This window comes from Pseudomonas sp. TJI-51, assembly GCF_000190455.2.
GTDB classification, from domain to species: domain Bacteria; phylum Pseudomonadota; class Gammaproteobacteria; order Pseudomonadales; family Pseudomonadaceae; genus Aquipseudomonas; species Aquipseudomonas juntendi.
On sequence record NZ_AEWE02000010.1, the window covers coordinates 53,697 to 75,472 of the forward strand.

A 21,776-nucleotide genomic window follows, 5' to 3' on the forward strand; every position below is an offset into this window, starting at 1 on the left:
ATTCGCTGCACCGCTACAGCAATGAGGGTGGCTGCGCAGCCTGGCCGCGACACCAGGCCGCTGCGCCAACCGCGCAGGTTCATCAGGGGGTCAGAAGAAGCCCAGCGGGTTGATGTCGTAGCTCACCAGCAGGTTCTTGGTCTGCTGGTAGTGGTCGAGCATCATCTTGTGCGTCTCACGGCCCACACCCGACTTCTTGTAGCCACCGAATGCCGCATGCGCGGGGTACAGGTGGTAGCAGTTGGTCCATACCCGGCCGGCCTTGATGCCGCGGCCCATGCGGTAGGCGCGGTTGATGTCGCGGGTCCACAGGCCGGCCCCCAGTCCGAACTCGCTGTCGTTGGCGATCGCCAGGGCCTCGGCTTCGTCCTTGAAGGTGGTCACCCCCACCACCGGGCCGAAGATCTCTTCCTGGAACACGCGCATCCGGTTGTGGCCCTTGAGCAGGGTCGGCTGAATGTAATAGCCGCTGGCCAGGTCACCCTGCAGGCGCTCGGCGGCACCGCCAGTGAGCAATTCGGCACCCTCCTCCCGGGCAATCTGCAGGTACGAGAGGATCTTGTCGTACTGCTGCTCCGACGCCTGGGCGCCGACCATGGTTTCGGTGTCCAGCGGGTTGCCACGGCTGATCTTGGCGATCTTCTTCATCACCTCGGCCATGAACGGTTCGTAGATCGACTCCTGGATCAGCGCACGCGATGGGCAGGTGCACACCTCGCCCTGGTTGAAGAACGCCAACACCAGGCCCTCGGCGGCTTTCTCGATGAACGCCGGCTCCGCCTGCATGATGTCTTCGAAGAAGATGTTCGGCGACTTGCCACCCAGTTCGACGGTAGACGGGATGATGTTCTCGGCCGCGCACTTCATGATGTGCGAGCCCACCGGGGTCGACCCGGTGAAGGCGATCTTGGCAATACGCTTGCTGGTGGCCAGCGCCTCCCCAGCCTCACGGCCATAGCCCTGGACGATGTTCAGCACCCCGGCCGGCAGCAGGTCGGCGATCAGCTCGGCAAAAACGGTGATCGACAGCGGCGTCTGCTCGGCCGGTTTCAGCACCACGCAGTTACCCGCCGCCAGCGCCGGGGCAAGTTTCCAGGCAGCCATCAGCAACGGGAAGTTCCACGGGATGATCTGCCCGACCACACCCAGGGGTTCGTGCAGGTGATACGCCACGGTGGTTTCGTTGATTTCCGCCGCGCCACCTTCCTGGGCACGAATGCAGCCCGCAAAATAACGGAAGTGGTCCGCGGCCAGCGGCACGTCGGCATTCAGGGTTTCACGTACGGCCTTGCCGTTGTCCCAGCTTTCGGTAACCGCCAGCACTTCGAGGTTCTGTTCGATCCGGTCGGCGATTTTCAGCAGCGCCAGGGCCCGCTCCTGCACCGAGGTCTTGCCCCACGCGTCAGCCGCGGCATGGGCAGCGTCCAGGGCGCGCTCGATATCCTGTGCGCTAGAACGTGGGAATTCGGCGATCGGTTGGCCGTTGACCGGCGAGCTGTTGGTGAAGTACTGGCCAGCCAAGGGCGCCACGAACTCGCCATTGATGAAGTTGCCATAGCGCGGTTTGAAGGAAACGACGGCGCCTGGGGTTCCGGGTTGTGCGTAGATCATGCTGAGCCTCTGCAGGTCAATGCCTGTCCCACGACAGGCGATATGCCGATGGTAAAAAGCCCCGCCTGCCAGGCGAATGCATCGTTGGCAGCGGGGCTCTCGTCATTTGGTAGTAGGGGTCAAGGTTTGGCGCTGGCGGTCTGCTGCAACTGCTTGGGCAACTTGAAGGTCCAGAGCATGCCGCCCTGGTTGAAGTCCTTGACCCGCTTGGCCACTTCGCCGCCCCACAGCGGCACCGCGCCGCCCCAGCCGGACACCACCGATACGTACTGCTCGCCGTCCATTTCCCAGGTCACCGGCGAACCGAGCACGCCTGAGCCGGTCTGGAACTCCCAGACCTTGTCGCCGGTCTTGGCGTTGAACGCCTGCAGGAAGCCTTCCGGGGTACCGGTGAACACCAGGTTGCCCTTGGTGGTCAGTACCCCACCCCACAGCGGTGCATAGTTCTTGTGGCGCCACACTTCCTTGCCGCTGACCGGGTCGATGGCACGTAGCACACCGATGTAGTCTTCGTTGAGCGGCTTGATGGTGAAGCCGGCGCCCAGGAACGCCGCCCCTTTCTTGTAGGCAATGCCCTCGTTCCAGATGTCCATGCCCCACTCGTTGGACGGCACGTAGAACAGCCCGGTGTCCTGGTTATAGGCCATCGGCATCCAGTTTTTCGCACCGAGGAACGCCGGGGCAACGAACACCGAGCTGCCCTTGGCTTCGCTGCCCGGTGCGCCCGGGCGGCTGGCCTCGTTGTAGATCGGCCGGCCGTTCTTGTCCAGGCCAGTGGCCCAGGTGATTTTGTCGACGAAGGGGAAGCCGCGAATGAACTTGCCGTTGGTGCGGTCCAGCACGTAGAAGAAGCCGTTGCGGTCGGCAGTGGCGGCGGCCTTGACCTCTTTGCCGCCGTCCTTGTAGTTGAACGAGATCAGCTCGTTGACGCCGTCAAAGTCCCAACCGTCGTGTGGCGTGCTCTGGAAGTGCCATTTGATCGTGCCATCGTCCGGGTTCAGTGCCAGGCGCGACGAGGAATACAGGTTGTCCCCTGGGCGCAGGTGGGAGTTCCACGGCGCCGGGTTGCCGGTGCCGAACAGGATCAGGTTGGTTTCCGGGTCGTAGTAGCCGCCCAGCCACGGCGCTGCACCGCCGGTCTTCCACAGGTCGCCCGGCCAGGTCTTGCCGGCTTCGCCACCGGAAATACCGTTTTCGATGGCCTTGCCGTCCTTGTACACATACCCCATGTGGCCTTCGACGGTGGGGCGCATCCACAGCAGCTCACCGTTTTCCGGGTTGTAGGCCTGGATCTTGCCCACCACACCGAACTCGCCGCCAGCCACGCCGGTAATCAGCTTGCCGTTGACGATCATTGGCGCGGCGCTGATCGAATAGCCTTCCTTGTGGTCGGCCACCTTCTTGCTCCACACCACCTTGCCGGTGTCCTTGTTCAGCGCCACCAGCTTGGCGTCGAGGGTGCCGAAGAACACCAGGTTGCCGTACAACGCCACGCCCCGGTTGATCACGTCGCAGCATGGGCGGATGTCATCGGGCAGGCGCGCATCGTACTGCCACAGTTTCTTGCCGGTTCGCGCGTCCACGGCGAATACCCGCGAGTAGGAGCCGGTCAGGTACATCACCCCATCCTTGATCAGCGGCTGCGCCTGTTGGCCGCGCTGCTTCTCACCGCCGAAGGAAAACGCCCAGACCGGGCGCAGTTCCTTCACGTTGTTGGTGTTGAGCATGTCCAGCGGGCTGTAACGCTGGCCCTGCACGCCCAGGCCATTGGTCACGATCTGCTGGGAGTTCTTCGGGTCCTGGAGGATATCTTCAGTGCTGACGGCGGCGTGGGCAGCGCCGGCCAGCAACATGGCGCTGAGCACCAGGCTCACGGCGAACGCGGGACGACGTGGGGATCGGGTCATGTCGGCTACCTTTGGTTTTTTTGTTGTGCCCGGGAAATTTTCCCGGTGTGCCGGGAATTCTTGGTCCCGGGGTGTTTGCCAACAATTGCTCGCAGTGTGGAGATTTCTAGTTCCTTGGTAGCAGCTGCCTTTTAAACGAAAGGGGCGCAAAGCGGCCCCTGGGTTGGTGTCAGCGGAAATTGCCGGCGCTGCTGCGCCGCCCTCTCGCGGCGCATGGCCGCTCCCACGCCGTAGCGTCTGGCTCAGGGCGTACTGTCTACCCGCCGAAGTTGCTGGCGTTCGTACCGCGGGTATAGGTGGCTGACACTGCGAATAAGTTCGTAGCGCGTCAGGCTCAGGCCGGCGAAGCGTTCGGGTATCGGGCTGCGGATCATTTCGGCCATATCGTCGCCACGGGCGGCGCCGTCGCGCAGCAGGTTGTCCAGCCAGGTGAGGTAGTCGCGCATCTGCAAGAACGGTTGCGCATCACTGGCTAGCGGCCCGTGGCCGGCTACCAGTTGCTTCCAGGGCAGCGCCTGCAAGGTGTCGAGGTCGTGCAGCCACACATCGAGGCCCGGGCTGTTGGGGGTGGTCAGGGCACGCTGATAAAACAGCAGGTCGCCGGCAAACAGCACTCCGGTCGTTTCATCGAGGATCGCCAGGTCCGCACCGGTATGCCCGCGTAGCCCGAGCAGGCGCAGGCGGTGCCCGCCCACCTCGCGCACACCCGGCTCCACGACCCGGGTCGGCAGCACCACCTCGGTGCCTCGCATCCAGTCACCAACCAGGCGGTACATGTTTTCCGCCATGGCATCGCCTTGCTCGCGCAGCAACGCTGCGGTGCCGGCCAGGGCGCCGATGGGCACGTCGGTGAACGCCTGGTTGCCCAGCACATGGTCCGGGTGATGATGGGTCAGCAGCACTTCCATCACCGGCTTGTCGGTCACCGTGGCAATCGCCTGGCGCAAGGCCTCGCCATAGCGTCTGGACGGCCCGCTGTCGATCACCACCACCCCCTCGTCGGTCACGATGAAGACCGTGTTGACCACGTTGCCGCCATTGGCCTTGGCGAAATTGTCGGTACTGCCCTCCAGCAGCCAGGTACCCTCGGCAATCTGCCGGGGGGCGAGCCGGTAATCCAGGTTGGCCTGGGCCGGAAGGCCCAGGCACAACAGCAACAGCAGGATCCAACGCATGGCAGGCGCCTCGGTTCAGGGGTGGATGGCGACCGCGCTCAAGGCACTGCCGCCTCGAACTGGTTACCGCTGTTGTCCTGCAACAACAGCCGGGTCGGCCCGGGGCCCTGGATATCGAAACTCAGGTTCGGGTTCTCGCTGACCGCCGGGTACAGCGTCAGGCTGGCCAGGCGCTGGCCATCGGCGCCTTGCAACTCGGCATGGTTGAGGTAGAACTCGGGAATGCCACTGACCAGGCCGTTGTCCATCGGGTGCGCCACCTGCAGGCGCAGGCGGCTGCTGTCGCCACGCGGGTAACGGCCCCCCAGCACCTCGCCGAGGTGCTCTTCCCAGCCGGGCTGGGTGCGCACCACGCTGGGGGCGGTACAACCACCGCCGGCAGCATCGATCAGGGTCGAGCCCACGTGCCACAGGCCGTCGCGCGTGAGCACCGCCGCGCGAAGTGGTGTGGCCTGCTCGATACGGATACGCAGCGATAACCACGGCAGTACCCGTTCGCCGGGCTGGAAGTCGACAATGCGCGGCAGCGGGTTGAGTTCGGCCCAGGCAATGATGCGCACCACCTCGCCAGTGAACGCGCGGGCATCGATTTCCAACGGCACCTGGCGTGCGTCCTCGGCAAAAGGTGGAGCCAGCAGCTTGACCCGCTCATCGAAGACGAACGCTGCCTGGTCGAGCAGTTGCTTGTGGTAGAAGTCCCACATCACCGAGGGCACCGGGTCCTGGTTGGCACGCGGCTCGCTGGCCAGGGCCTGGCTTGCCCAAGGTAGCCAGCAGGCCAACAGCAAGGTTGCTTTGAGGTTCATGATCCGCTCCCATTTACCGGGCTGCCGAGCCCAGGCTACTGGTACATGTCCGGCACCTGGTAACGCAGCCCGTACTGGGCATAGATCGCCTGCATGCGCCCCTCCCGTATCAACACCTCTAGCGCCTCCTCGACCGCATAGGCCAACTGCCGGTTGCTTTCATGCACGGCCATGCCGATGTCCCAGGCCTGCTTGCCCAGGTTGGGGTACGCATTTTCCGCCAACGCCAGCTGTGGGTTCGCGGCCTCATGCAGTTGCCAGTCGACCTCGCCGCGCATGGCCATCACCGCGTCTACCTCACCGGCCTGCATGGCGGCGAAGGCTTGCTGCACGCCGGGGTAATGGTGGGTCTTGGCGCTGAGCATGCCGTTGAACACCGAGGTCAGGTAGAACGACGGCACGCTGTCGACCTCTACCCCAATCGGGTGCTGCTGGAATACCGCGACACTGGCCACCGAAGGCAACCGGCGGCGGTCATAGGCCACCTGCCAACGTTCTTGCTGATACGGGCCGAACATCACCACCTGGGCGTTTTCCAGCTCGCCCAGCTCGTTGCGCCTCTGCGCATAATCGTGGTCGTAGGGCACCCGCAGCATCAGGTCTGCCAATTGCTGATGACGCAGCGGGCTGCCGCGCCAGATGTAGTCCCGCAGGTCGTCGTCGAGCTTTTCCCCAGGCGGCGCCCAGATCAGTTTCAGGCGCACGCCCATCGCCTCGGCCAGTGCCTGCGCCAGGTCCACATCCACGCCCCGCGGCTGGCCGTGGTCCTGGAAACTGTAAGGCGCAAAGTCCTTGTACACCGCTACTTTGAGCTCCCCGGCGGCGATGATCGTGTCGTAGTTGCGCACTTGCGCCTGGGCCGCCGCACAGCACAGCAACAGGGCACTGAACAGCACCGCCATCAGGCGCATGGCCGTTACTCCTCGACGTGCACGCTGTCCAGGTATGTGCGCACCGCCCACAAGGCCTCCTGGCTCAGGTAGTCGGCCATTTTCGGCATGTACACGCGGCCGTCGCGCACCGCGCCATGGCGCACACGCTCGACGAACCATTCATCGCCGGCGTCGCCGGCATCGAGCAGCCGCAGGTCCGGGGCAATGCCGCCAGACTTGGCTTCCAGGCCATGGCAGGCCGCGCAGTTCTGGTTATAGGCCGAGGCGCCGATCTCGACTGCCTTGTCGTGTTCCGGCGAGCTACGGTAAGGGTTGACCGCCGCCCAGCCGTCTGCGTCCAGGCTCACCCCAGCGTCCTTGACTGGGGTCAGCCCCTTGGTCTCTACCGCCTGTGGGACTACATTGCCATGGGCCCAGGCCGTACCGGTCATTACCGCGCCGGCCAACAAGCCTGCAGCAAGCCACACATTGCGTTTTGTTGTCATTGTTATGCCCTCACCATTGCACGCAAAGCCTCAACCACAGAGGCCGTGTCGCCATCTTAAAAACACCCGGCATACGGCCGAATGCTGCTTTGGTGGTCGCGCCTTCCTCCCTTGGTAGTAGGGCTTGTGGCGAACGGCCAAATGAGGTGCCGACCGGGAACTCTTCCCGGCAATGGCGGGATTTTTTCCGTATCCGTAGAGCGCACCGGCGGCCCACCCTGTGCAGGCCAAAACCTCCACTGGGAACTGCAACCATGACAATAAGATCGCTACCCGCCCTTTCCCCTCTGGCCTTGAGCGTGCGCGTGCTGCTGATGGCCGGTAGCCTGGCCTTGGGCAGCGTGGCAACAGCGGCCCCCCCCCCTGCGGCACCTGCCACCAAGAACGTCACCTGGGAAGACATCGCCAACGACCACCTCACCACCAACGACGTGCTGCAGTACGGCATGGGCACCAATGCCCAGCGCTGGAGCCCGTTGGCTCAGGTCAACGACAAGAACGTGTTCAAGCTCACCCCGGCGTGGTCCTACTCGTTCGGCGACGAGAAGCAGCGCGGCCAGGAATCGCAGGCCATCGTCAGCGACGGTGTGGTCTATGTGACAGGGTCGTACTCACGGGTATTTGCCCTCGATGCCAAGACCGGTAAACGCCTGTGGACCTACAACCACCGCCTGCCCGACAACATTCGCCCCTGCTGCGACGTGGTCAACCGGGGCGCTGCCATCTACGGTGACAAGATCTACTTCGGCACCCTCGACGCGCGGGTCGTGGCCCTGGACAAACACACCGGCAAAGTGGTCTGGAACAAGAAGTTCGGCGACCACAGTGCCGGCTACACCATGACCGGCGCGCCGGTGCTGATCAAGGACAAGACCAGTGGCAAGGTCCTGCTGATCCACGGCAGCTCGGGGGATGAATTCGGCGTGGTCGGGCAGCTGTTCGCACGCGACCCGGACACCGGGGAAGAAGTGTGGATGCGGCCTTTCGTCGAGGGCCACATGGGCCGCCTGAATGGCAAGGACAGCACCCCGACCGGCGACGTCAAGGCACCGTCCTGGCCAGATGACCCCACCACCGAAACCGGCAAGGTCGAAGCCTGGAGCCATGGTGGCGGCGCCCCTTGGCAAAGCGCCAGCTTCGATCCGGAAACCAATACCATCATCGTCGGGGCGGGCAACCCGGGGCCTTGGAACACCTGGGCGCGTACCTCGAAAGACGGCAACCCGCACGACTACGACAGCCTGTATACCTCCGGCCAGGTCGGTGTAGACCCGAGCACCGGCGAGGTCAAGTGGTTCTACCAGCACACCCCCAACGACGCCTGGGACTTCTCCGGCAACAACGAACTGGTGCTGTTCGACTACAAAGGCAAGGACGGCAAGGTGGTCAAGGCCACCGGCCACGCCGACCGCAACGGCTTCTTCTATGTGGTCGACCGCAACAATGGCAAGTTGCAGAACGCCTTCCCCTTCGTCGACAACATCACCTGGGCCAGCCATATCGACCTGAAGACCGGGCGCCCGGTGGAAAACCCCGGCCAGCGCCCGGCCAAGCCGCTGCCGGGTGAAACCAAAGGCAAGCCAGTCGAGGTTTCACCGCCATTCCTCGGCGGCAAGAACTGGAACCCCATGGCCTACAGCCAGGACACCGGCCTGTTCTACATCCCCGGCAACCAGTGGAAGGAGGAATACTGGACCGAGGAAGTGAACTACAAGAAAGGCTCGGCCTATCTCGGCATGGGCTTCCGCATCAAGCGCATGTACGACGATCACGTCGGCACCCTGCGCGCCATGGACCCGACCACGGGCAAACTGGTGTGGGAACACAAAGAGCACCTGCCACTGTGGGCAGGCGTGCTGGCAACCAAGGGCAACCTGGTGTTCACCGGCACCGGCGATGGTTTCTTCAAGGCCTTCGACGCCAAGACGGGCAAGGAGCTGTGGAAGTTCCAGACCGGCAGCGGCATCGTATCCCCGCCCATCACCTGGGAGCAGGATGGCGAGCAGTACATCGGCGTGACGGTCGGCTACGGCGGTGCGGTGCCGCTGTGGGGTGGCGACATGGCCGAACTGACCAAGCCCGTTGCCCAGGGTGGCTCGTTCTGGGTGTTCAAGATCCCGAGCTGGGACAACAAGACCGCCCAGCGGTGATCGCCTGAGGTGGCGTATACCCGGGGCCGCGTTGCGGCCCCTTCACCTGGTGCTTACACCCACGAGAGCCATTCGCCATGAACTACCTGCCCATTGCCCTGTTGTTGGCGCTCTCGCCTGCCCTGGCCGCACATGCCGAAGACGCTGGCGACGATGCCCCACTGACCATCAACGGCTGCGTCATCGCCGAAGCCAGCCAGTGCCCGGGTGCCGACCTGCGCGGCGCCAACCTGGCTAACCAGGACCTGCGCAAGATGAACCTGGCCGGCGCCGACTTGCGCGACGCCGACCTGCGCCACGCCCAACTGGACCTGGCCAACCTGGAAAAAGCCCGCCTGCAAGGCGCCAACCTGACCCGCGCCAGCCTGCAGCAGAGCAACCTGCGCCTGGCCGACCTGAGCAATAGCCACCTGGTGGCCATTCAGGGCTGGGGCTTGTTCGCCCAAGGCGCGCAGTTCGAGAACGCCGACCTCAGCGCGGCCTATCTGCAGTTCGCCCGGTTGTCCGGGGCCAAGTTGCACAAAGCCAACCTGCAGGCTGCGGACCTCGAAATGGCCTGGCTCAGCAAGGCCGACCTGCAGGAGGCCAGGCTGACCGATGCCAACCTGCAGGAGGCCAAGTTCGGCCAAAGCAACCTGGCGCGCGCCGACCTGCGCGGGGCACGGCAGCATTACGGGAATTTTCAGGAGGCCAACATGGAGGGATGCACAGGCTGCCCCGAAACCTGGGACAAATGACTGTTTGCCCCTGGCTGTAGGAGCGGCCTTGTGTCGCGATGGGCTGCAAAGCAGCCCCGGCAATTTGTGCACCATGCTGAAACCCTGGGGCTGCTTTGCAGCCCATCGCGACACAAGGCCGCTCCTACAGGCAGCCCATCGCGACACAAGGCCTACCCCGCTACCCGCACCAGCCCCAAGTCAATCCCCAGGTGCACCAGCTCGGCATGCGAGCTGACCTGCAGCTTGCTCTTGAGCAAGGTCAAATGATTGGACACGGTCTTGGCACTGATGCACAACTGCTCGGCAATCAGCCGCGCCGGGGTGCCCTTGGCAAGCATGACGAAAATCTCCAGCTCGCGCTGGGTCATGCGCTGCAGGCGCGGGTCGCTTTCATTGTGCGGGGTGGTGCAGGCCAATTGCGTGGCCAGCGGCTGTTCAATGTAGGCATGCCCGGCCAATACACGCTGCACCGCCTCGATCAGCACCTCGGGCGCCGAATTCTTGGTCAGGTAGCCCGACGCCCCGGCCTCCAGCGCCTGCCGCACCAGGGGCAACTCGTCGTGCATGCTGAAGAACAGCACCCGCAGCTGGGGCAGGCGCTGACGCAGCCGGCGGGTGGCTTCCAGGCCGCTGATGCCCGGCAGGCCGAAGTCCATGACCACCAGGTTGGGCACCTGCTCGTGCACCAGGGCCAGCGCCTCTTCGCCACTGGCCGCTTCGCGCACCTGGATGTCTGGCAATACCGCCCGCAGCAGGCTGGCATAGCCTTGGCGGACCACAGCATGGTCGTCGACCAGTACGATATTCATCACACCTCCTTGGGGATGTTCAGCGCCAACGCCCAACCGCCACCCGGGCGGCTGAAAATGCGTAATTCACCCCCCAGGCTGCGCGCGCGTTCGGCCATCGAGTGCAGTCCAACCCCAGGCCGGCGCGGTTGGCGCGCGCCGCACCCGTTGTCGCGCACGAACAAGCGCAACCCCTTGGCGCTGCGCTGCAGGCGCACCCGCACCTGGCTGGCGCCGGCATGCCGGGCGACATTGGTCAACGCCTCCTGCAGCAGCCGGTACAAGTGCGTCCTGCTCGGCGCGGGCAAGTCTGGCAAATGCTCGCCAACCCGCAGCCGGCAATCGATGCCCTGCCTGGCCTGCCACTGGCTCACCAGCAGGCCAATGGCCTGCGCCAGCGGCATGTGTTGCAGCGCCACCGGATACAGGTCTTGTACCAGGGCACGAAACCCTTGCTGCAAATGTTCGCAATTGAGTTCCAGTTGCTGTGTGGTCTGCTTGACCACAGCGGGCTGGTCGGCTGCCATGCGCAGCAGGCAGCCCTGGGCGCGGATACCGGCCAGGTATTGCCCAAGGTCATCGTGCAGGGCCTGCGCCAGCCGGGTACGCTCCTGCTCCTGCACCGCCAGCAGGGCCTGGGTCAGTTGCGTATTGTCGGCCCGCGCCTGCTCCAGGTTCGCCACCATCGCGTTGAAGTGCGCAGCCAACTGGCGTGCCTCCGGCAGGTTGGCCTCGCGCAAACGCACGGCCAGGTGCCCCGCCGACACCTGCCGCAGCGCCCCCAGCAATTCAGCCAGCAGCCCCATGGCCCGCCCGACCGCCCAACGGATGGTCACCAGGCTCAATACCAGCGCCAGGCCGCACAAGCTCAGCAATTGCACCAGCGACTCCCAGACTTCGTCGATTTCATCGCGGGCATCCACGGCAATCAGCACCCGCCGGCCGTCGCTCAGTGTCAGTAAACGGCCACCTGGGTGGTGTTGACCGAACAGCTGGCGGCCCAGCCAGGCATCCACACCGGCATCCCCAGGCAACAGGGCGGCATCGCCAGCTGCCAGCCAATGCACCCGCACATGGCGCAGGTTCTGGGTCAGGCCCGGCTGCAAACTGGCCGGGTCACGCTCGGCAGTCTCGGCAAGGTAGGTCACCACGGCTTCGGCAGACTGCAGCTCACGCTCCACGTCGGCCACAGCCTGGTGCAGCAGCACCCCGGCACAGGCTACCGTCACCAGGGCGAAGCAGCCGGTGACCCAAAGGTTGATGCGCCACAGCGCAGACAAGTTGAACAGGCGCATGGGAGCTCTCTTCAGGGGTGCCGAGGCCCATCGTAAAACCGTAGGTGGCGCGGGAAATTACTACCTTGGTACCGGCCGGGCGCTACTTTCTGCATATTTCCCGCGCCCGGCGGGGTTCCTATGCTGGCGCCATCTGCCGTGGAGTGTGTCATGCGCCAGCCTGCCCACCTTGCCTTGTTCTGCCTGCTGGCCCTGATCGCCGTGTTGTCCGCGCCCCATGCGTCGGCCGCTGCGGGCCAGGCCGACGCCCTATTGCACGTGGGCATCGGCTATTTGGGCTACCGGCCCGACCCGGGCCCGCTGCTGTCCAATATCATCCCCGAACCGGCCGACGCTGGCCTGCAAGGCGCCGAGCTGGCGATCGTCGACAGCAACAGCACCGGCCGTTTTCTCAAGCAACAGTTCCAGCTGACCCGCGCCAACGTGGACAGCCCCGAGGCGCTGTTGCAGGCGGCCCAAGCACAACACGACCAAGGCCTGCGCCTGTTCGTGGTCAACGCCCCGGCCACCAGCCTGCGCGCGCTGGCCGCGGCGCTGCCCGACAGCCTGCTGTTCAATGCCGGCAGCCCCGACGACAGCCTGCGCAGCAGCCAGTGCCTGGGTAACGTGCTGCACAGCCTGCCGGGCCGGGCAATGCTCGCCGATGCGCTGGTGCAGTTCCTGGTGCTGCGCAAATGGCAACGCGCGCTGCTGGTGGTCGGCCAGACCGCAGATGACCAGGCCTACGCCGCCGCCCTGCGCCGCTCGACTAAACGCTTCGGCGTGCAGCTGGTCGCGGAAAAAGCCTGGACCTTCGACAACGACCAGCGCCGCAGCGCCCAGGCCGACATGCCGCTGTTCACGCAAACCGCCGAGTACGACGTGGTGCTGGTGGCCGACGAACGCGGTGACTTTGGCGAATACCTGCCCTACCAGACCTGGTACCCGCGGCCAGTGGCGGGCACCCAGGGGTTGACCCCCACCGGTTGGCACAAGACCGTGGAAACCTTCGGCGCGGCGCAACTGCAAAAACGTTTCGAGGCCCAGGCCGGGCGCTGGATGAACGACCGTGACTTCGCCGCCTGGATGGCCGTGCGCAGCATTGCCAGCGCGGTCAGCAAACTGCGCCAGGCCGACCCACGGGCGCTGCAACAGCTGCTGCTCAGCGAGCAACTGCCCCTGGACGGTTTCAAGGGCCGCAAGCTCAGCTACCGGCCCTGGAACGGCGAGCTACGCCAACCGATTGCGCTGGTACAGCCTCGCGCACTGGTCAGCACCTCGCCACAAGATGGCTTCCTGCACCCCTTCAACGAAATGGACAGCCTGGGCTACGACAAGCCCGAAGTGACCTGCACGTACCCCTGAGCCGACAACCACAACAATAAGGAATACGCCATGCGCCGCCCTCTGCTTTCCCGCGCCCTGCTCTACCCCAGCCTGCTGACGGGCGCCCTGGCGCTGGCCTGCGGGCATGCGCTGGCCGCCACTGCCTGGGTGTCCAACGAAAAGGACAACAGCCTCAGCCTGATCGACCTGCAGACCCTGGAGGTCACCGAAACCCTTGCGGTCGGGCAACGCCCTCGGGGGCTGCTGCTGTCGCATGACAACAAGCTGCTGTACATCTGCGCCAGCGATTCCGACCGGGTACAGGTGATGGACGTGGCCACCCGCAAGATCATCAAGGAACTGCCCTCTGGCAAGGACCCCGAGCAGTTCGCCCTGCACCCCAACGACCGCTGGCTGTACGTTTCCAACGAAGACGATGCGCTGGTGACCGTGATCGACACCGTGACCGACCAGGTACTGGGGCAGATCGATGTCGGTATCGAACCTGAAGGCATGGCCGTCAGCCCCGATGGCAAATGGGCGGTCAACACCAGCGAAACCACCAACATGTTGCATTGGATCGACACCAGCACCCAGACCCTGGCCGACAGCACCCTGGTCGACCAGCGCCCGCGCTTCGTCGAATTCAGCCAGGACGGTTCCAGGCTGTGGGCCTCGGCGGAAATCGGCGGCACGGTGACTGTCCTTGAAGTTGCCACGCGCCAGGTGCTGAAAACCCTGAACTTCCAGATCAAGGGCGTGCACCCGGACAAGGTCCAGCCGGTGGGCATCAAGCTCAGCGCGGACGGTAAGTATGCCTTCGTCGCCCTGGGCCCGGCCAACCATGTGGCGGTGATCGATGCCAAGACCTACGAGGTGCTCGATTACCTGCTGGTCGGGCGGCGGGTCTGGCAGTTGGCGTTCTCCCCCGACCAGCGCCGCTTGCTGGCCACCAACGGGGTCAGCGGCGATGTATCGGTAATCGATACGCAGAACCTCAAGGTGCTCAAATCGGTGAAAGTCGGGCGCTACCCCTGGGGCGTGGTGGTCACCCCATGAACGCCCTCGAGGTGGCCGATGTGAGCTTCGCCTACGGCCAGCGCGAGGCGCTGCGGCAGGTCGGTTTCAGCCTGGCACCGGGCCGTTTTGCCGCGTTGCTGGGCCCCAATGGCGCCGGCAAGTCGACCCTGATCGCCCTGCTGACCCGCCTGTACGACCTGCAGCACGGCGATATCCGGGTGTGCGGCTGCTCGTTGCGCGACACCCCGCGCCCGGCGCTGCGGCAGATGGGCGTGGTGTTCCAGCAGAGCACCCTGGATCTGGACCTGAGCGTGGAGCAGAACCTGCGCTACCACGCCGCCCTGCATGGCCTGTCACGGCGCCAGGGCAACCAGCGGGTAGAGGCCGAGCTGGCGCGCCAGGGCCTGGGCGAGCGCCGCCACCACAGCGTGCGCGAGCTGAATATCGGCCACCGCCGACGGGTGGAAATCGCCCGTGCGCTGCTGCACGAGCCACGCCTGCTGCTGCTCGACGAGGCCAGCGTCGGCCTCGACCCGGCCAGCCGCCTGGCACTCAACCAGCACGTGCGGCAGCTGTGCCGCCAGCAGCAGTTGAGTGTGCTGTGGACCACCCACCTGCTGGACGAAGTGCAGCCTAGCGACGACCTGCTGATTCTCCATCAAGGGCGCCTGGTGGCCAGCGGTACCGCCGATGCCCTGAGCCTGCAGCACGGCGGCGACCTGGACCATGCCTTTGCCCACCTGACCCGGCAGCCTTCAGGAGCCCACACCCGATGAACGCCTACTGGCAGTGTTTCAACGGCATCATGCTGCGCGAATGGCTGCGCTTCGTATTGCAGCGCACGCGCCTGCTCAGTGCCCTGGTGCGCCCGTTGCTGTGGTTGCTGGTGTTCGCCGCCGGCTTTCGGGCAGCGCTGGGCATCGCCATCATCGAGCCGTACGACACCTACATCCCCTACGAGGTGTACATCATCCCGGGGCTGGCCTGCATGATCCTGCTGTTCAACGGCATGCAAGGGTCCTTGTCGATGGTCTATGACCGGGAAATGGGCAGCATGCGCGTGCTGCTGACCAGCCCCCTGCCGCGGCCGTTCCTGTTGGCCAGCAAGTTGCTGGCGACCTCGCTCATTTCCCTGCTGCAGGTGTACGCGTTCCTCGCCATCGCCTGGGTGTACGGTGTGCAACCGCCGGCGGCGGGGTTGCTGCTGGCACTGCCGGCGCTGCTGCTGGTGGCGTTCATGCTCAGTGCCCTGGGGCTGCTGCTGTCGAACGCCATCCGCCAGCTGGAGAACTTTGCCGGGGTGATGAATTTCGTGATCTTCCCACTGTTTTTCCTGTCTTCGGCGCTGTACCCACTGTGGAAGATGCGCGAAGCCAGCGAGTGGCTGTACTGGCTGTGCGCGGTGAACCCGTTCACCCATGCCGTGGAGCTGGTGCGGTTTGCCTTGTACCAGCGCCTGAACCTGTTGGCGCTGGCGGTGTGCCTGGGCTTGACGGTGCTGTTCACGCTGCTGGCGATTGCCACCTTCAACCCCCAGCACGCAGCGTTGCGCAAGCCGCGATGATCCTGTGGCCTGACGCGGCCAAGGCTGACGGGCGGCGCTAAGCCATCTACTACTTTAGTACTGCATTTACTGTCTATCGTCGCATTCACACAGCACCGCTACTGGCATGTAATGGGTTCATAACAAAAAGGAAGAACCCCATGCCATGTGCCCTGCCCCGGCTGCCACGCCCCTTGCTGGCGGCACTTTCAATGAGCCTGACGCTGGGCACCGCCCAGGCCGACACGGCGCCGCTGTTCTCTGCCGACGGTTACCGCATCACCCTTTACCGCAGCCCGACCCCAGCGCAGGTCGACGGCGGCCAGGTGGTAGACACCGCCACATTGCAACGCCTGCTCAGCCAGCAGCCGCGGCCGGTACTGATCGACGTGTACCGCCGCCAGTGGCTGCAGGGCCGCTTCATCGAAGACGAGCCGCACGCCAACCTTCCCGGCAGCCTGTGGCTGGCCAACACCGGCGATGGCGAGCTGAGCCCGGCCTGGCAGGCGTACTTTGCGCACAACCTGCAAAGCGCCACCGCCGGGCACCCCGACCAGCCTGTGGTGTTCTACTGCCGCGCCGATTGCTGGCTGAGCTGGAACGCGGTAAAACGCGCTAAAGCCCTGGGTTACCACAACCTGTACTGGTACCGCGACGGCGTTGACGCGTGGCAGCAGGCCAACCTGCCGCTGCAGCCGGCGCAACCGGTGCCTTTGCCCTGATCTGTTCAACTGCCACTGCGTGCCCTGCTCCATCCAATAAAAACAAGGTGAAAAGGCCATGTACAAAATTCTGATTGCCGACGATCACCCCCTGTTTCGCGAAGCCATCCACAACGTCATCAGCGATGGGTTCCAAGGCAGCGAGGTCATGGAAACCGCCGACCTGGACAGCGCCCTGGCGCTGACCCAGGCGCATGACGACCTCGACCTGATCCTGCTCGACCTGAACATGCCCGGCATGCACGGCCTCAACGGCCTGATCACCCTGCGCAACGAAGCACCGACCACGCCGGTGGTGATCGTGTCGGCCGAACAGGAGAAACAGATCGTGCTGCAGGCCATCACCTACGGCGCGGTGGGTTTCATCACCAAGTCCTCGCCGCGCGCACAGATGATCGAGGCGATCGAGCAGATCCTCAACGGTAATGTCTACCTGCCGCCCGACATCATCCGCGCGCAGAAAAGCAGCACCGGCCGGCGCCAGAACGATGCGCCGAGCTTCCCGCCGGAAATGCTCCAGGCCTTGACCCGCAAGCAGTTGCTGGTACTGGAACGCATGACCAAGGGGGAATCGAACAAGCAGATTGCCTACACCCTGGATATCGCCGAGACCACGGTCAAGGCGCATGTGTCGGCGATCTTGCGCAAGCTCAATGTGCACAACCGCGTGCAGGCCATTCTCAGTGCGGGCGATATCGACTTCGCCGACTACCTGCGGCGCTGACCGTCTCCAGCTTCATGGGGGCCGCGTTGCAGCCCCCATAGCACACCCGGCCCTAGCCTTGGTTGCCCAGCAAATGGCTCATTGCAGTCTTCAATTTCAACGGCCGCACCGGCTTGTGCATCAGGGTATGGCCCAGCTCACGGATCTGCTGCTTGAGGTCGTTGCTGTAGTTGGCCGTGATCATCAGCGCCGGTAGCGGCTGGGTGCGGCGGGCATTGATCCGCGCCACCGCGTCGAGGCCGTTGCAGTCATTGTCCAGGTGGTAGTCGGCAATCAGCAGGTTGGCCTCGGCGTGGTAATTGTCTACCTGGCGCGCGAGGTCTTCCTCCGACAGCGCGGTGATCACCTTGCACCCCCAGCCTTCGAGCAGCGTGCGCATGCCGGCACAAATGGCCGCATCGTTGTCCAGCACCCAGACTTGCGCCCCACGCAGGCGTTCGAACATCGGCTCGCACAGAGGCTGGCTCGGCTGCGCCTTGGGCGCAACGGTGCTCAACGGGACCTCGACGGCAAACACCGATCCCTTGCCCAGCCATGACCGCACGCGGATGCGATGGCCCAGGATACCGGCGATCTTCTCCACGATCGCCAGGCCCAGGCCCAGCCCGCGATCCTGCTCAGGGCGCTGCACATCACCGCGCCGGAACTCCTGGAACATTTCCTCCAGGTGTTCTTCGGCGATGCCGATGCCGCTGTCCCACACCTCGATCCGCAGGCCGCCACGCAGGCGCCGGCAACCCAGCACCACCCGCCCGCTGCGGGTGTAACGGATGGCATTGCTGAGCAGGTTGCGCAGAATGCGCGCCAACAGCTGGATATCACTGCGCACCACCGCCGAACACCCCACAAAATGCAGGGCCAGGCCCTCGCTACGCGCGACCTGGGCATATTCGGCCGCCAGGTTGTCCAGCAGCTCGCTGAGCGCGAAAGGCGCGATATCGGCCTTGATCACGCCCGCATCAAGTTTGGAAATGTCGACCAGGGTGCCCAGCAGGCTCTCCACATCCTCCAGCGAGTTGCTGACATTGCGGACCAACTGGGCACTGTGCTGCGGTTCGCGGCTTTCCAGCAACGCGCTGGTGAACAGCCGCGCCGCATTCAGCGGTTGCAGCAAATCATGGCTGACCGCAGCCAGAAACTTGGTTTTCGACAGGTTGGCCTGTTCGGCCTCGCGCTTGGCTTCGCGCAGCCGCGCTTGCGCCTGGCTGCGCTCTTCAATTTCCTGCAGCAACTGGTCGTTGAGGCTGGTCAGCTCCGCCGTGCGCTCACGCACCCGCTGCTCCAGGTGCTGATAGGCCTGGTGCAATGCCTGCGCGGTATTGCGCCGCTCGGTGATATCGCGGATCAACACGAAGATACCCACCACCTCGCCGCTGGCCAGGCGGTTGGGGACATAGGAGCGCAGCATGTAGCGCTCCTGGCCCTTGATGTTGGTTTCGGCAAACTCGAAGGTCACGCTCTCGCCCGCCAATGCCCGCGTCACATAGGCCTCGAGGCGTTGGTAGTGCTGTTCGCTGTGGGCCTCGCGCAGGCTTTGCCCCAGCATCACGCCACGCGGCCAGCAGTACCATTCCTCATACACCTTGTTGGTGAATTCATAGACCAGGTCGGCATTGAGGTAGGCGATCAACGCCGGAACGTTGTCGGTGATCAGGCGAATCTGGTGCTGGTGCGCGGTCTCGGCCCGCTGCCGGGCCTCGCTGAGCAGGTGGTTCACCGCCTTCAACTCGGCCATGGCCTGGCTCAGCGCATCGGTGCGCTCGCGCACCTGCTCGGCCAGCACCACCGAATGCTGAAACGCCGCGTACGGGTCGTTGCCGCGGGTGACCCCGGACTCGACACGTTCGATCAGCGCACCATTGATGCGCTGCAGCTTATGGTTCTGCTGCTGCAGCCGGGCCACCTCGGCCTGCAGGTCAGCGACCGACAGGAGGCCGGTTGCGGGCAATGGCGACGCCGGTGAAGGTCTGGTTGATATGCATGCCATTGAACTGTTCTCCGTAGGTGTTGAACCCGATCACCCGTTGCTCGCGCAGAAACGCCCCCACCAGTTCCAGGCTGTGTTGCCCCTCCAGTTCCAGACGCCGCAGGAAGCAGTCGCAACCAATGGTCAACAACAGCGGGCCCAGGCGCTGGTGCAGGCCGTCGAACAGCTCATGCAGGTTCGGCAGCAACGGCCCTGGGGTCATGGCCGTGAGCACGATGCCGTTCTCCACGGCACAGTAGAAACTCAGGCTCAAGTCATCGTGCACACGCTGGACGGCGCGCATGTAGTACTGGTCGTGAATGCGCACGGCCAACGGGTGCGCGGCGAACACCCGGTAATCGAGCGCCGCCACCGGCACACCGATGAGCCGGGCATATTCCTCGGCAGCGGGTTCGGCATTCAGCTCGAATACCCGGCGCTGGCCGCTGTCGGCGCCAGTGACCACCAGTTTTTCCTGGCGCGGCTGGATGTGATGGGTGGTGAACACTTCGAAGTCGAGCCAGGTGTTGACCAGCACCACCACCGCTGCGCCGCTGTGGAAGGCGCCGCCGTGGTAGACATGCGTGCGGTTGAGGTAGTTGTCGTCGCCGGCCGAACCGCCGAAGTGCGGGATGTCCCCCAACGCCGCGCTGAGGGCAGCGAGGACCATTTCCTCCCGGCTGGACAGCCCGTCGAGCAGGGTCAGGGCGAAGCTGTGGCCCTTGATCGGCGCCAACGAATTGCTGCGGCAGGTGCCGACCAGGCGCTCGACCATCTGTTGCGCATCGATGAGGCTGAAGTGCTCCATTTCGTCGATCAGCCCGGTGGCGATGGAAAAGTGCCGGTGATCGAAGCCCAGCGCGGTCACGCAGTTGCGGCCGTACCCCTGAGGGGTGATTTCGCCGGCACTGGTGCACCCCACCAGGCGGATGCCGCCAAACCCCTGTTCCAACGCCTGGGCCAGTTCCTGCAGGTTGTATTCGGCGGAACAGAAAAACAGCACCAGGCCCAGGTGGGGGTGCAGTAGCTGTCGCGCCAGGTCCTGGGCGGCCAACCGGGCATCGGTGGCCTGGGACATGGCGCTGAGCACACCGTCGTTGAGGGCCTGTTGCATCAAAGTCTCCGGCGCAGGGCGGCTGAAGGTGCAGTGTACGAAGCCGGGTACGTGGGGCGAATGCTACTTGGGTAGCGGGTGGGCGGTTCCAAGGGTGTAAGTGCCAGCTTCACCTGCGCCTGCCTTGCCGCCCCGTGCTTACCAGGTCAGCACCGCGCCCACAGCCAAGGTATCGGTGTCTTCATTCTGCGCACTGCCCTCATGCCCATCGATGGAGAACTGGTTGTACTCGGCCACCAGCTTGAGGTTGTCGTTGACGTCGTGGAACAACGCTACGCCACGGGTCTTGTAGTCGGCACCGCTGCCCACCGCACCGTTGCCATCGTCCTTGGTCTTGCCATACGACAGCGCCACGCGGTTTTTGCCGAACTTGTAGGAGCCTTGTAACAGGTAGCCGTCGCTGTCCACATTACGCAACACCGGCTCGCCCGCGTTATTGGTGAAGAACGGGTTGATGCCCTTGGCCTGGAACCCAGAGCCGGTCAATGACCAGCCGCCCAGCTTCGCCTGCACCCCATAGCCGACCCCCTTGGAGGTGACGGACTTGACCGTCGAGTCGGTGTTGTCCGAGGTCTGGTAGCTACCGTTGACCCAGCTGTAGATCTGCGCCCCCGCCAGGTCGAACTGGTAGGTGATTTCGCTCTCGGTGCGTGGGTTTTCCTGGTAGGCCTTGCCGGTCGGGCTGCTGTCGTTGGTATCCACAGGGTCCATGATGCCGACCGCCACGCGCAGGCCGTCCATCACCGGCGTGCGGTAGGTGATCTGCGAGGTGGGAAACGGATAGGGATAACCGCTGCCGATGTTGCCGAACGACACCCCGCCGCCATCCACCAGGCCCAGCGTGTCACTGACCTGGCCATAACCGGCCAGCAGCTCGTCCAACAGGATGTTGGAGCGCGCGAACAGGCCAAAGTCCTTGCCGATCAGCACTTCGCCCCACTCAGGGTTGGCCACCGTGCCGTAGAACTGGCGCACGTCGATGGCGGTATCGGTGCCGTTGGTTTCGCTGTCGTTGATGGTGACCCAGAACGACGCCCGCGCGCCGAGTTTCAGGTCGTCTACCTGCTTGCCCATGTTGAAACCGATGTAGTTGGGCAAAAAGCCCATCTTCACCCGCGACTGGCGCCGGTCGAACTGCTCGCCCTCGCGGTCGACCTTGCTGTTGACATAGAAGGCGTTGATGTAGCCATCGGTAGAGAATGTCGTCTGGTCCTTGTCGTACAGCATGATCTCGGCCTCGGCGGCACCGCTCAGGCCCAAGGCGGAAACACTGGCGAAGGCAGCAGCGAGAAAACGAGGCGGCAGGTGCTTTTTGTTGTTGTGCATGGCGCGCTCCAAACGGGGGACAGGGTGTCGGAGGCGATTATCAGAAGCCGGCAGGCCACCCGGAACGCTGCTTTGGCGTGGGTTGGCGGGTGCTTTGGGGCGGAGGGTGTGGCGCGGTGATTTGGTCTTGGGACCTGTTTGGGTCGGGGTGGCAAGACTTAGGGTGTAGGCAGGCGTGGCAGGCGGGTATCAATACGCCTGAATGAACCGGGGCCGCCTTGCGGCCC

Annotated in this window: 19 protein-coding genes; 8 read left to right on the top strand and 11 right to left on the bottom strand. The window is 64.4% G+C overall.

The annotated features are described in order from the left end of the window. Positions 1-90: 90 nt before the first annotated feature. The 6 genes from G1E_RS02465 to pedF form a co-directional block, all read right to left on the bottom strand. Positions 91-1,611 carry an aldehyde dehydrogenase family protein gene (locus G1E_RS02465; protein WP_009682322.1) on the bottom strand — a complete coding sequence of 507 codons (1,521 nt, stop codon included), beginning with the start codon at positions 1,609-1,611 and terminating at the stop codon, positions 91-93. A 119-nt stretch (positions 1,612-1,730) separates the two neighbouring features. Then, positions 1,731-3,518, bottom strand: coding sequence for a PQQ-dependent alcohol dehydrogenase PedH (gene pedH, locus G1E_RS02470; protein ID WP_033690296.1), 1,788 nt, complete (start codon positions 3,516-3,518; stop codon positions 1,731-1,733). Between the two features lie 242 nt (positions 3,519-3,760). Next, positions 3,761-4,693, bottom strand: a complete 933-nt coding sequence (locus G1E_RS02475; protein WP_009682324.1) for a quinoprotein relay system zinc metallohydrolase 1 — start codon at positions 4,691-4,693, stop codon at positions 3,761-3,763. Between the two features lie 38 nt (positions 4,694-4,731). Further along, entirely contained in the window at positions 4,732-5,499 is a 768-nt protein-coding gene (locus G1E_RS02480; RefSeq protein WP_009682325.1) for a quinoprotein dehydrogenase-associated SoxYZ-like carrier, read from the bottom strand. 35 nt (positions 5,500-5,534) lie between these two features. Then, positions 5,535-6,410, bottom strand: coding sequence for an ABC transporter substrate-binding protein (locus G1E_RS02485; protein ID WP_009682326.1), 876 nt, complete (start codon positions 6,408-6,410; stop codon positions 5,535-5,537). A gap of 5 nt (positions 6,411-6,415) precedes the next feature. Beyond that, positions 6,416-6,877 carry a cytochrome c-550 PedF gene (gene pedF / locus G1E_RS02490; protein ID WP_009682327.1) on the bottom strand — a complete coding sequence of 154 codons (462 nt, stop codon included), beginning with the start codon at positions 6,875-6,877 and terminating at the stop codon, positions 6,416-6,418. Positions 6,878-7,131: 254 nt separating this feature from the next. On the opposite strand from pedF, the gene exaA reads away from it, so the two are divergent. Together exaA and G1E_RS02500 are read left to right on the top strand one after the other, a co-directional pair. Then, entirely contained in the window at positions 7,132-9,027 is a 1,896-nt protein-coding gene (exaA, locus tag G1E_RS02495) for a quinoprotein ethanol dehydrogenase (RefSeq protein WP_047149589.1), read from the top strand. Positions 9,028-9,104: 77 nt separating this feature from the next. Then, entirely contained in the window at positions 9,105-9,764 is a 660-nt protein-coding gene (locus G1E_RS02500) for a pentapeptide repeat-containing protein (protein ID WP_009682329.1), read from the top strand. A 152-nt stretch (positions 9,765-9,916) separates the two neighbouring features. Here G1E_RS02500 and G1E_RS02505 read toward each other — a convergent pair whose 3' ends face one another. Both G1E_RS02505 and G1E_RS02510 read right to left on the bottom strand, forming a co-directional pair. Continuing rightward, positions 9,917-10,555 (bottom strand): response regulator transcription factor, encoded by a 639-nt coding sequence (locus G1E_RS02505; RefSeq protein ID WP_029885149.1) that lies wholly within the window; start codon positions 10,553-10,555, stop codon positions 9,917-9,919. Beyond that, the gene (locus G1E_RS02510; protein WP_029885150.1) at positions 10,555-11,829 is read right to left on the bottom strand and encodes a histidine kinase; all 1,275 of its coding nucleotides are present in this window, start codon (positions 11,827-11,829) and stop codon (positions 10,555-10,557) included. Before G1E_RS02510 ends, G1E_RS02505 begins: the two co-directional genes overlap by 1 nt. Before the next feature lie 150 nt (positions 11,830-11,979). On the opposite strand from G1E_RS02510, the gene G1E_RS02515 reads away from it, so the two are divergent. The 6 genes from G1E_RS02515 (at position 11,980) to G1E_RS02540 (ending at position 17,143) form a co-directional block, all read left to right on the top strand. Beyond that, positions 11,980-13,173, top strand: coding sequence for an ABC transporter substrate-binding protein (locus tag G1E_RS02515; RefSeq protein ID WP_009681774.1), 1,194 nt, complete (start codon positions 11,980-11,982; stop codon positions 13,171-13,173). Between the two features lie 30 nt (positions 13,174-13,203). Further along, on the top strand, positions 13,204-14,193 hold the full coding sequence (locus G1E_RS02520; RefSeq protein WP_009681773.1) for a YVTN family beta-propeller repeat protein: 990 nt from the start codon (positions 13,204-13,206) through the stop codon (positions 14,191-14,193). Continuing rightward, the gene (locus G1E_RS02525; RefSeq protein ID WP_009681772.1) at positions 14,190-14,930 is read left to right on the top strand and encodes an ABC transporter ATP-binding protein; all 741 of its coding nucleotides are present in this window, start codon (positions 14,190-14,192) and stop codon (positions 14,928-14,930) included. The genes G1E_RS02520 and G1E_RS02525 overlap by 4 nt, the downstream gene beginning before the upstream one ends. Further along, positions 14,927-15,718: an ABC transporter permease gene (locus tag G1E_RS02530; RefSeq protein ID WP_009681771.1), complete on the top strand. Its 792-nt coding sequence runs from the start codon at positions 14,927-14,929 to the stop codon at positions 15,716-15,718. Before G1E_RS02525 ends, G1E_RS02530 begins: the two co-directional genes overlap by 4 nt. Before the next feature lie 140 nt (positions 15,719-15,858). Beyond that, positions 15,859-16,419 carry a PQQ-dependent catabolism-associated CXXCW motif protein gene (locus tag G1E_RS02535; protein WP_047149590.1) on the top strand — a complete coding sequence of 187 codons (561 nt, stop codon included), beginning with the start codon at positions 15,859-15,861 and terminating at the stop codon, positions 16,417-16,419. Between the two features lie 58 nt (positions 16,420-16,477). Beyond that, the gene (locus G1E_RS02540; RefSeq protein WP_009681769.1) at positions 16,478-17,143 is read left to right on the top strand and encodes a response regulator transcription factor; all 666 of its coding nucleotides are present in this window, start codon (positions 16,478-16,480) and stop codon (positions 17,141-17,143) included. Between the two features lie 52 nt (positions 17,144-17,195). On the opposite strand, the gene G1E_RS02545 is transcribed toward G1E_RS02540, so the two are convergent. From G1E_RS02545 to G1E_RS02555, 3 genes are all read right to left on the bottom strand, one after another. Further along, a complete protein-coding gene (locus G1E_RS02545) occupies positions 17,196-19,091 on the bottom strand; it encodes a NahK/ErcS family hybrid sensor histidine kinase/response regulator (protein WP_009681768.1) in 1,896 nt (631 codons plus the stop codon). Continuing rightward, positions 19,060-20,223 carry a nitric oxide-sensing protein NosP gene (nosP, locus tag G1E_RS02550; RefSeq protein ID WP_009681767.1) on the bottom strand — a complete coding sequence of 388 codons (1,164 nt, stop codon included), beginning with the start codon at positions 20,221-20,223 and terminating at the stop codon, positions 19,060-19,062. Before nosP ends, G1E_RS02545 begins: the two co-directional genes overlap by 32 nt. A gap of 138 nt (positions 20,224-20,361) precedes the next feature. Beyond that, positions 20,362-21,549, bottom strand: coding sequence for a porin (locus tag G1E_RS02555; RefSeq protein ID WP_009681766.1), 1,188 nt, complete (start codon positions 21,547-21,549; stop codon positions 20,362-20,364). Positions 21,550-21,776: the final 227 nt, after the last annotated feature.

Excerpts from the sequence above, each read along its gene's own strand:
- G1E_RS02465 (WP_009682322.1), bottom strand. The coding sequence starts at position 1,611 with ATGATCTACGCACAACCCGGAACCCCAGGCGCCGTCGTTTCCTTCAAA.
- pedH (WP_033690296.1), bottom strand. The coding sequence starts at position 3,518 with ATGACCCGATCCCCACGTCGTCCCGCGTTCGCCGTGAGCCTGGTGCTC.
- G1E_RS02475 (WP_009682324.1), bottom strand. The coding sequence starts at position 4,693 with ATGCGTTGGATCCTGCTGTTGCTGTTGTGCCTGGGCCTTCCGGCCCAG.
- G1E_RS02480 (WP_009682325.1), bottom strand. The coding sequence starts at position 5,499 with ATGAACCTCAAAGCAACCTTGCTGTTGGCCTGCTGGCTACCTTGGGCA.
- G1E_RS02485 (WP_009682326.1), bottom strand. The coding sequence starts at position 6,410 with ATGCGCCTGATGGCGGTGCTGTTCAGTGCCCTGTTGCTGTGCTGTGCG.
- pedF (WP_009682327.1), bottom strand. The coding sequence starts at position 6,877 with ATGACAACAAAACGCAATGTGTGGCTTGCTGCAGGCTTGTTGGCCGGC.
- exaA (WP_047149589.1), top strand. The coding sequence starts at position 7,132 with ATGACAATAAGATCGCTACCCGCCCTTTCCCCTCTGGCCTTGAGCGTG.
- G1E_RS02500 (WP_009682329.1), top strand. The coding sequence starts at position 9,105 with ATGAACTACCTGCCCATTGCCCTGTTGTTGGCGCTCTCGCCTGCCCTG.
- G1E_RS02505 (WP_029885149.1), bottom strand. The coding sequence starts at position 10,555 with ATGAATATCGTACTGGTCGACGACCATGCTGTGGTCCGCCAAGGCTAT.
- G1E_RS02510 (WP_029885150.1), bottom strand. The coding sequence starts at position 11,829 with ATGCGCCTGTTCAACTTGTCTGCGCTGTGGCGCATCAACCTTTGGGTC.
- G1E_RS02515 (WP_009681774.1), top strand. The coding sequence starts at position 11,980 with ATGCGCCAGCCTGCCCACCTTGCCTTGTTCTGCCTGCTGGCCCTGATC.
- G1E_RS02520 (WP_009681773.1), top strand. The coding sequence starts at position 13,204 with ATGCGCCGCCCTCTGCTTTCCCGCGCCCTGCTCTACCCCAGCCTGCTG.
- G1E_RS02525 (WP_009681772.1), top strand. The coding sequence starts at position 14,190 with ATGAACGCCCTCGAGGTGGCCGATGTGAGCTTCGCCTACGGCCAGCGC.
- G1E_RS02530 (WP_009681771.1), top strand. The coding sequence starts at position 14,927 with ATGAACGCCTACTGGCAGTGTTTCAACGGCATCATGCTGCGCGAATGG.
- G1E_RS02535 (WP_047149590.1), top strand. The coding sequence starts at position 15,859 with ATGCCATGTGCCCTGCCCCGGCTGCCACGCCCCTTGCTGGCGGCACTT.
- G1E_RS02540 (WP_009681769.1), top strand. The coding sequence starts at position 16,478 with ATGTACAAAATTCTGATTGCCGACGATCACCCCCTGTTTCGCGAAGCC.
- nosP (WP_009681767.1), bottom strand. The coding sequence starts at position 20,223 with ATGCAACAGGCCCTCAACGACGGTGTGCTCAGCGCCATGTCCCAGGCC.
- G1E_RS02555 (WP_009681766.1), bottom strand. The coding sequence starts at position 21,549 with ATGCACAACAACAAAAAGCACCTGCCGCCTCGTTTTCTCGCTGCTGCC.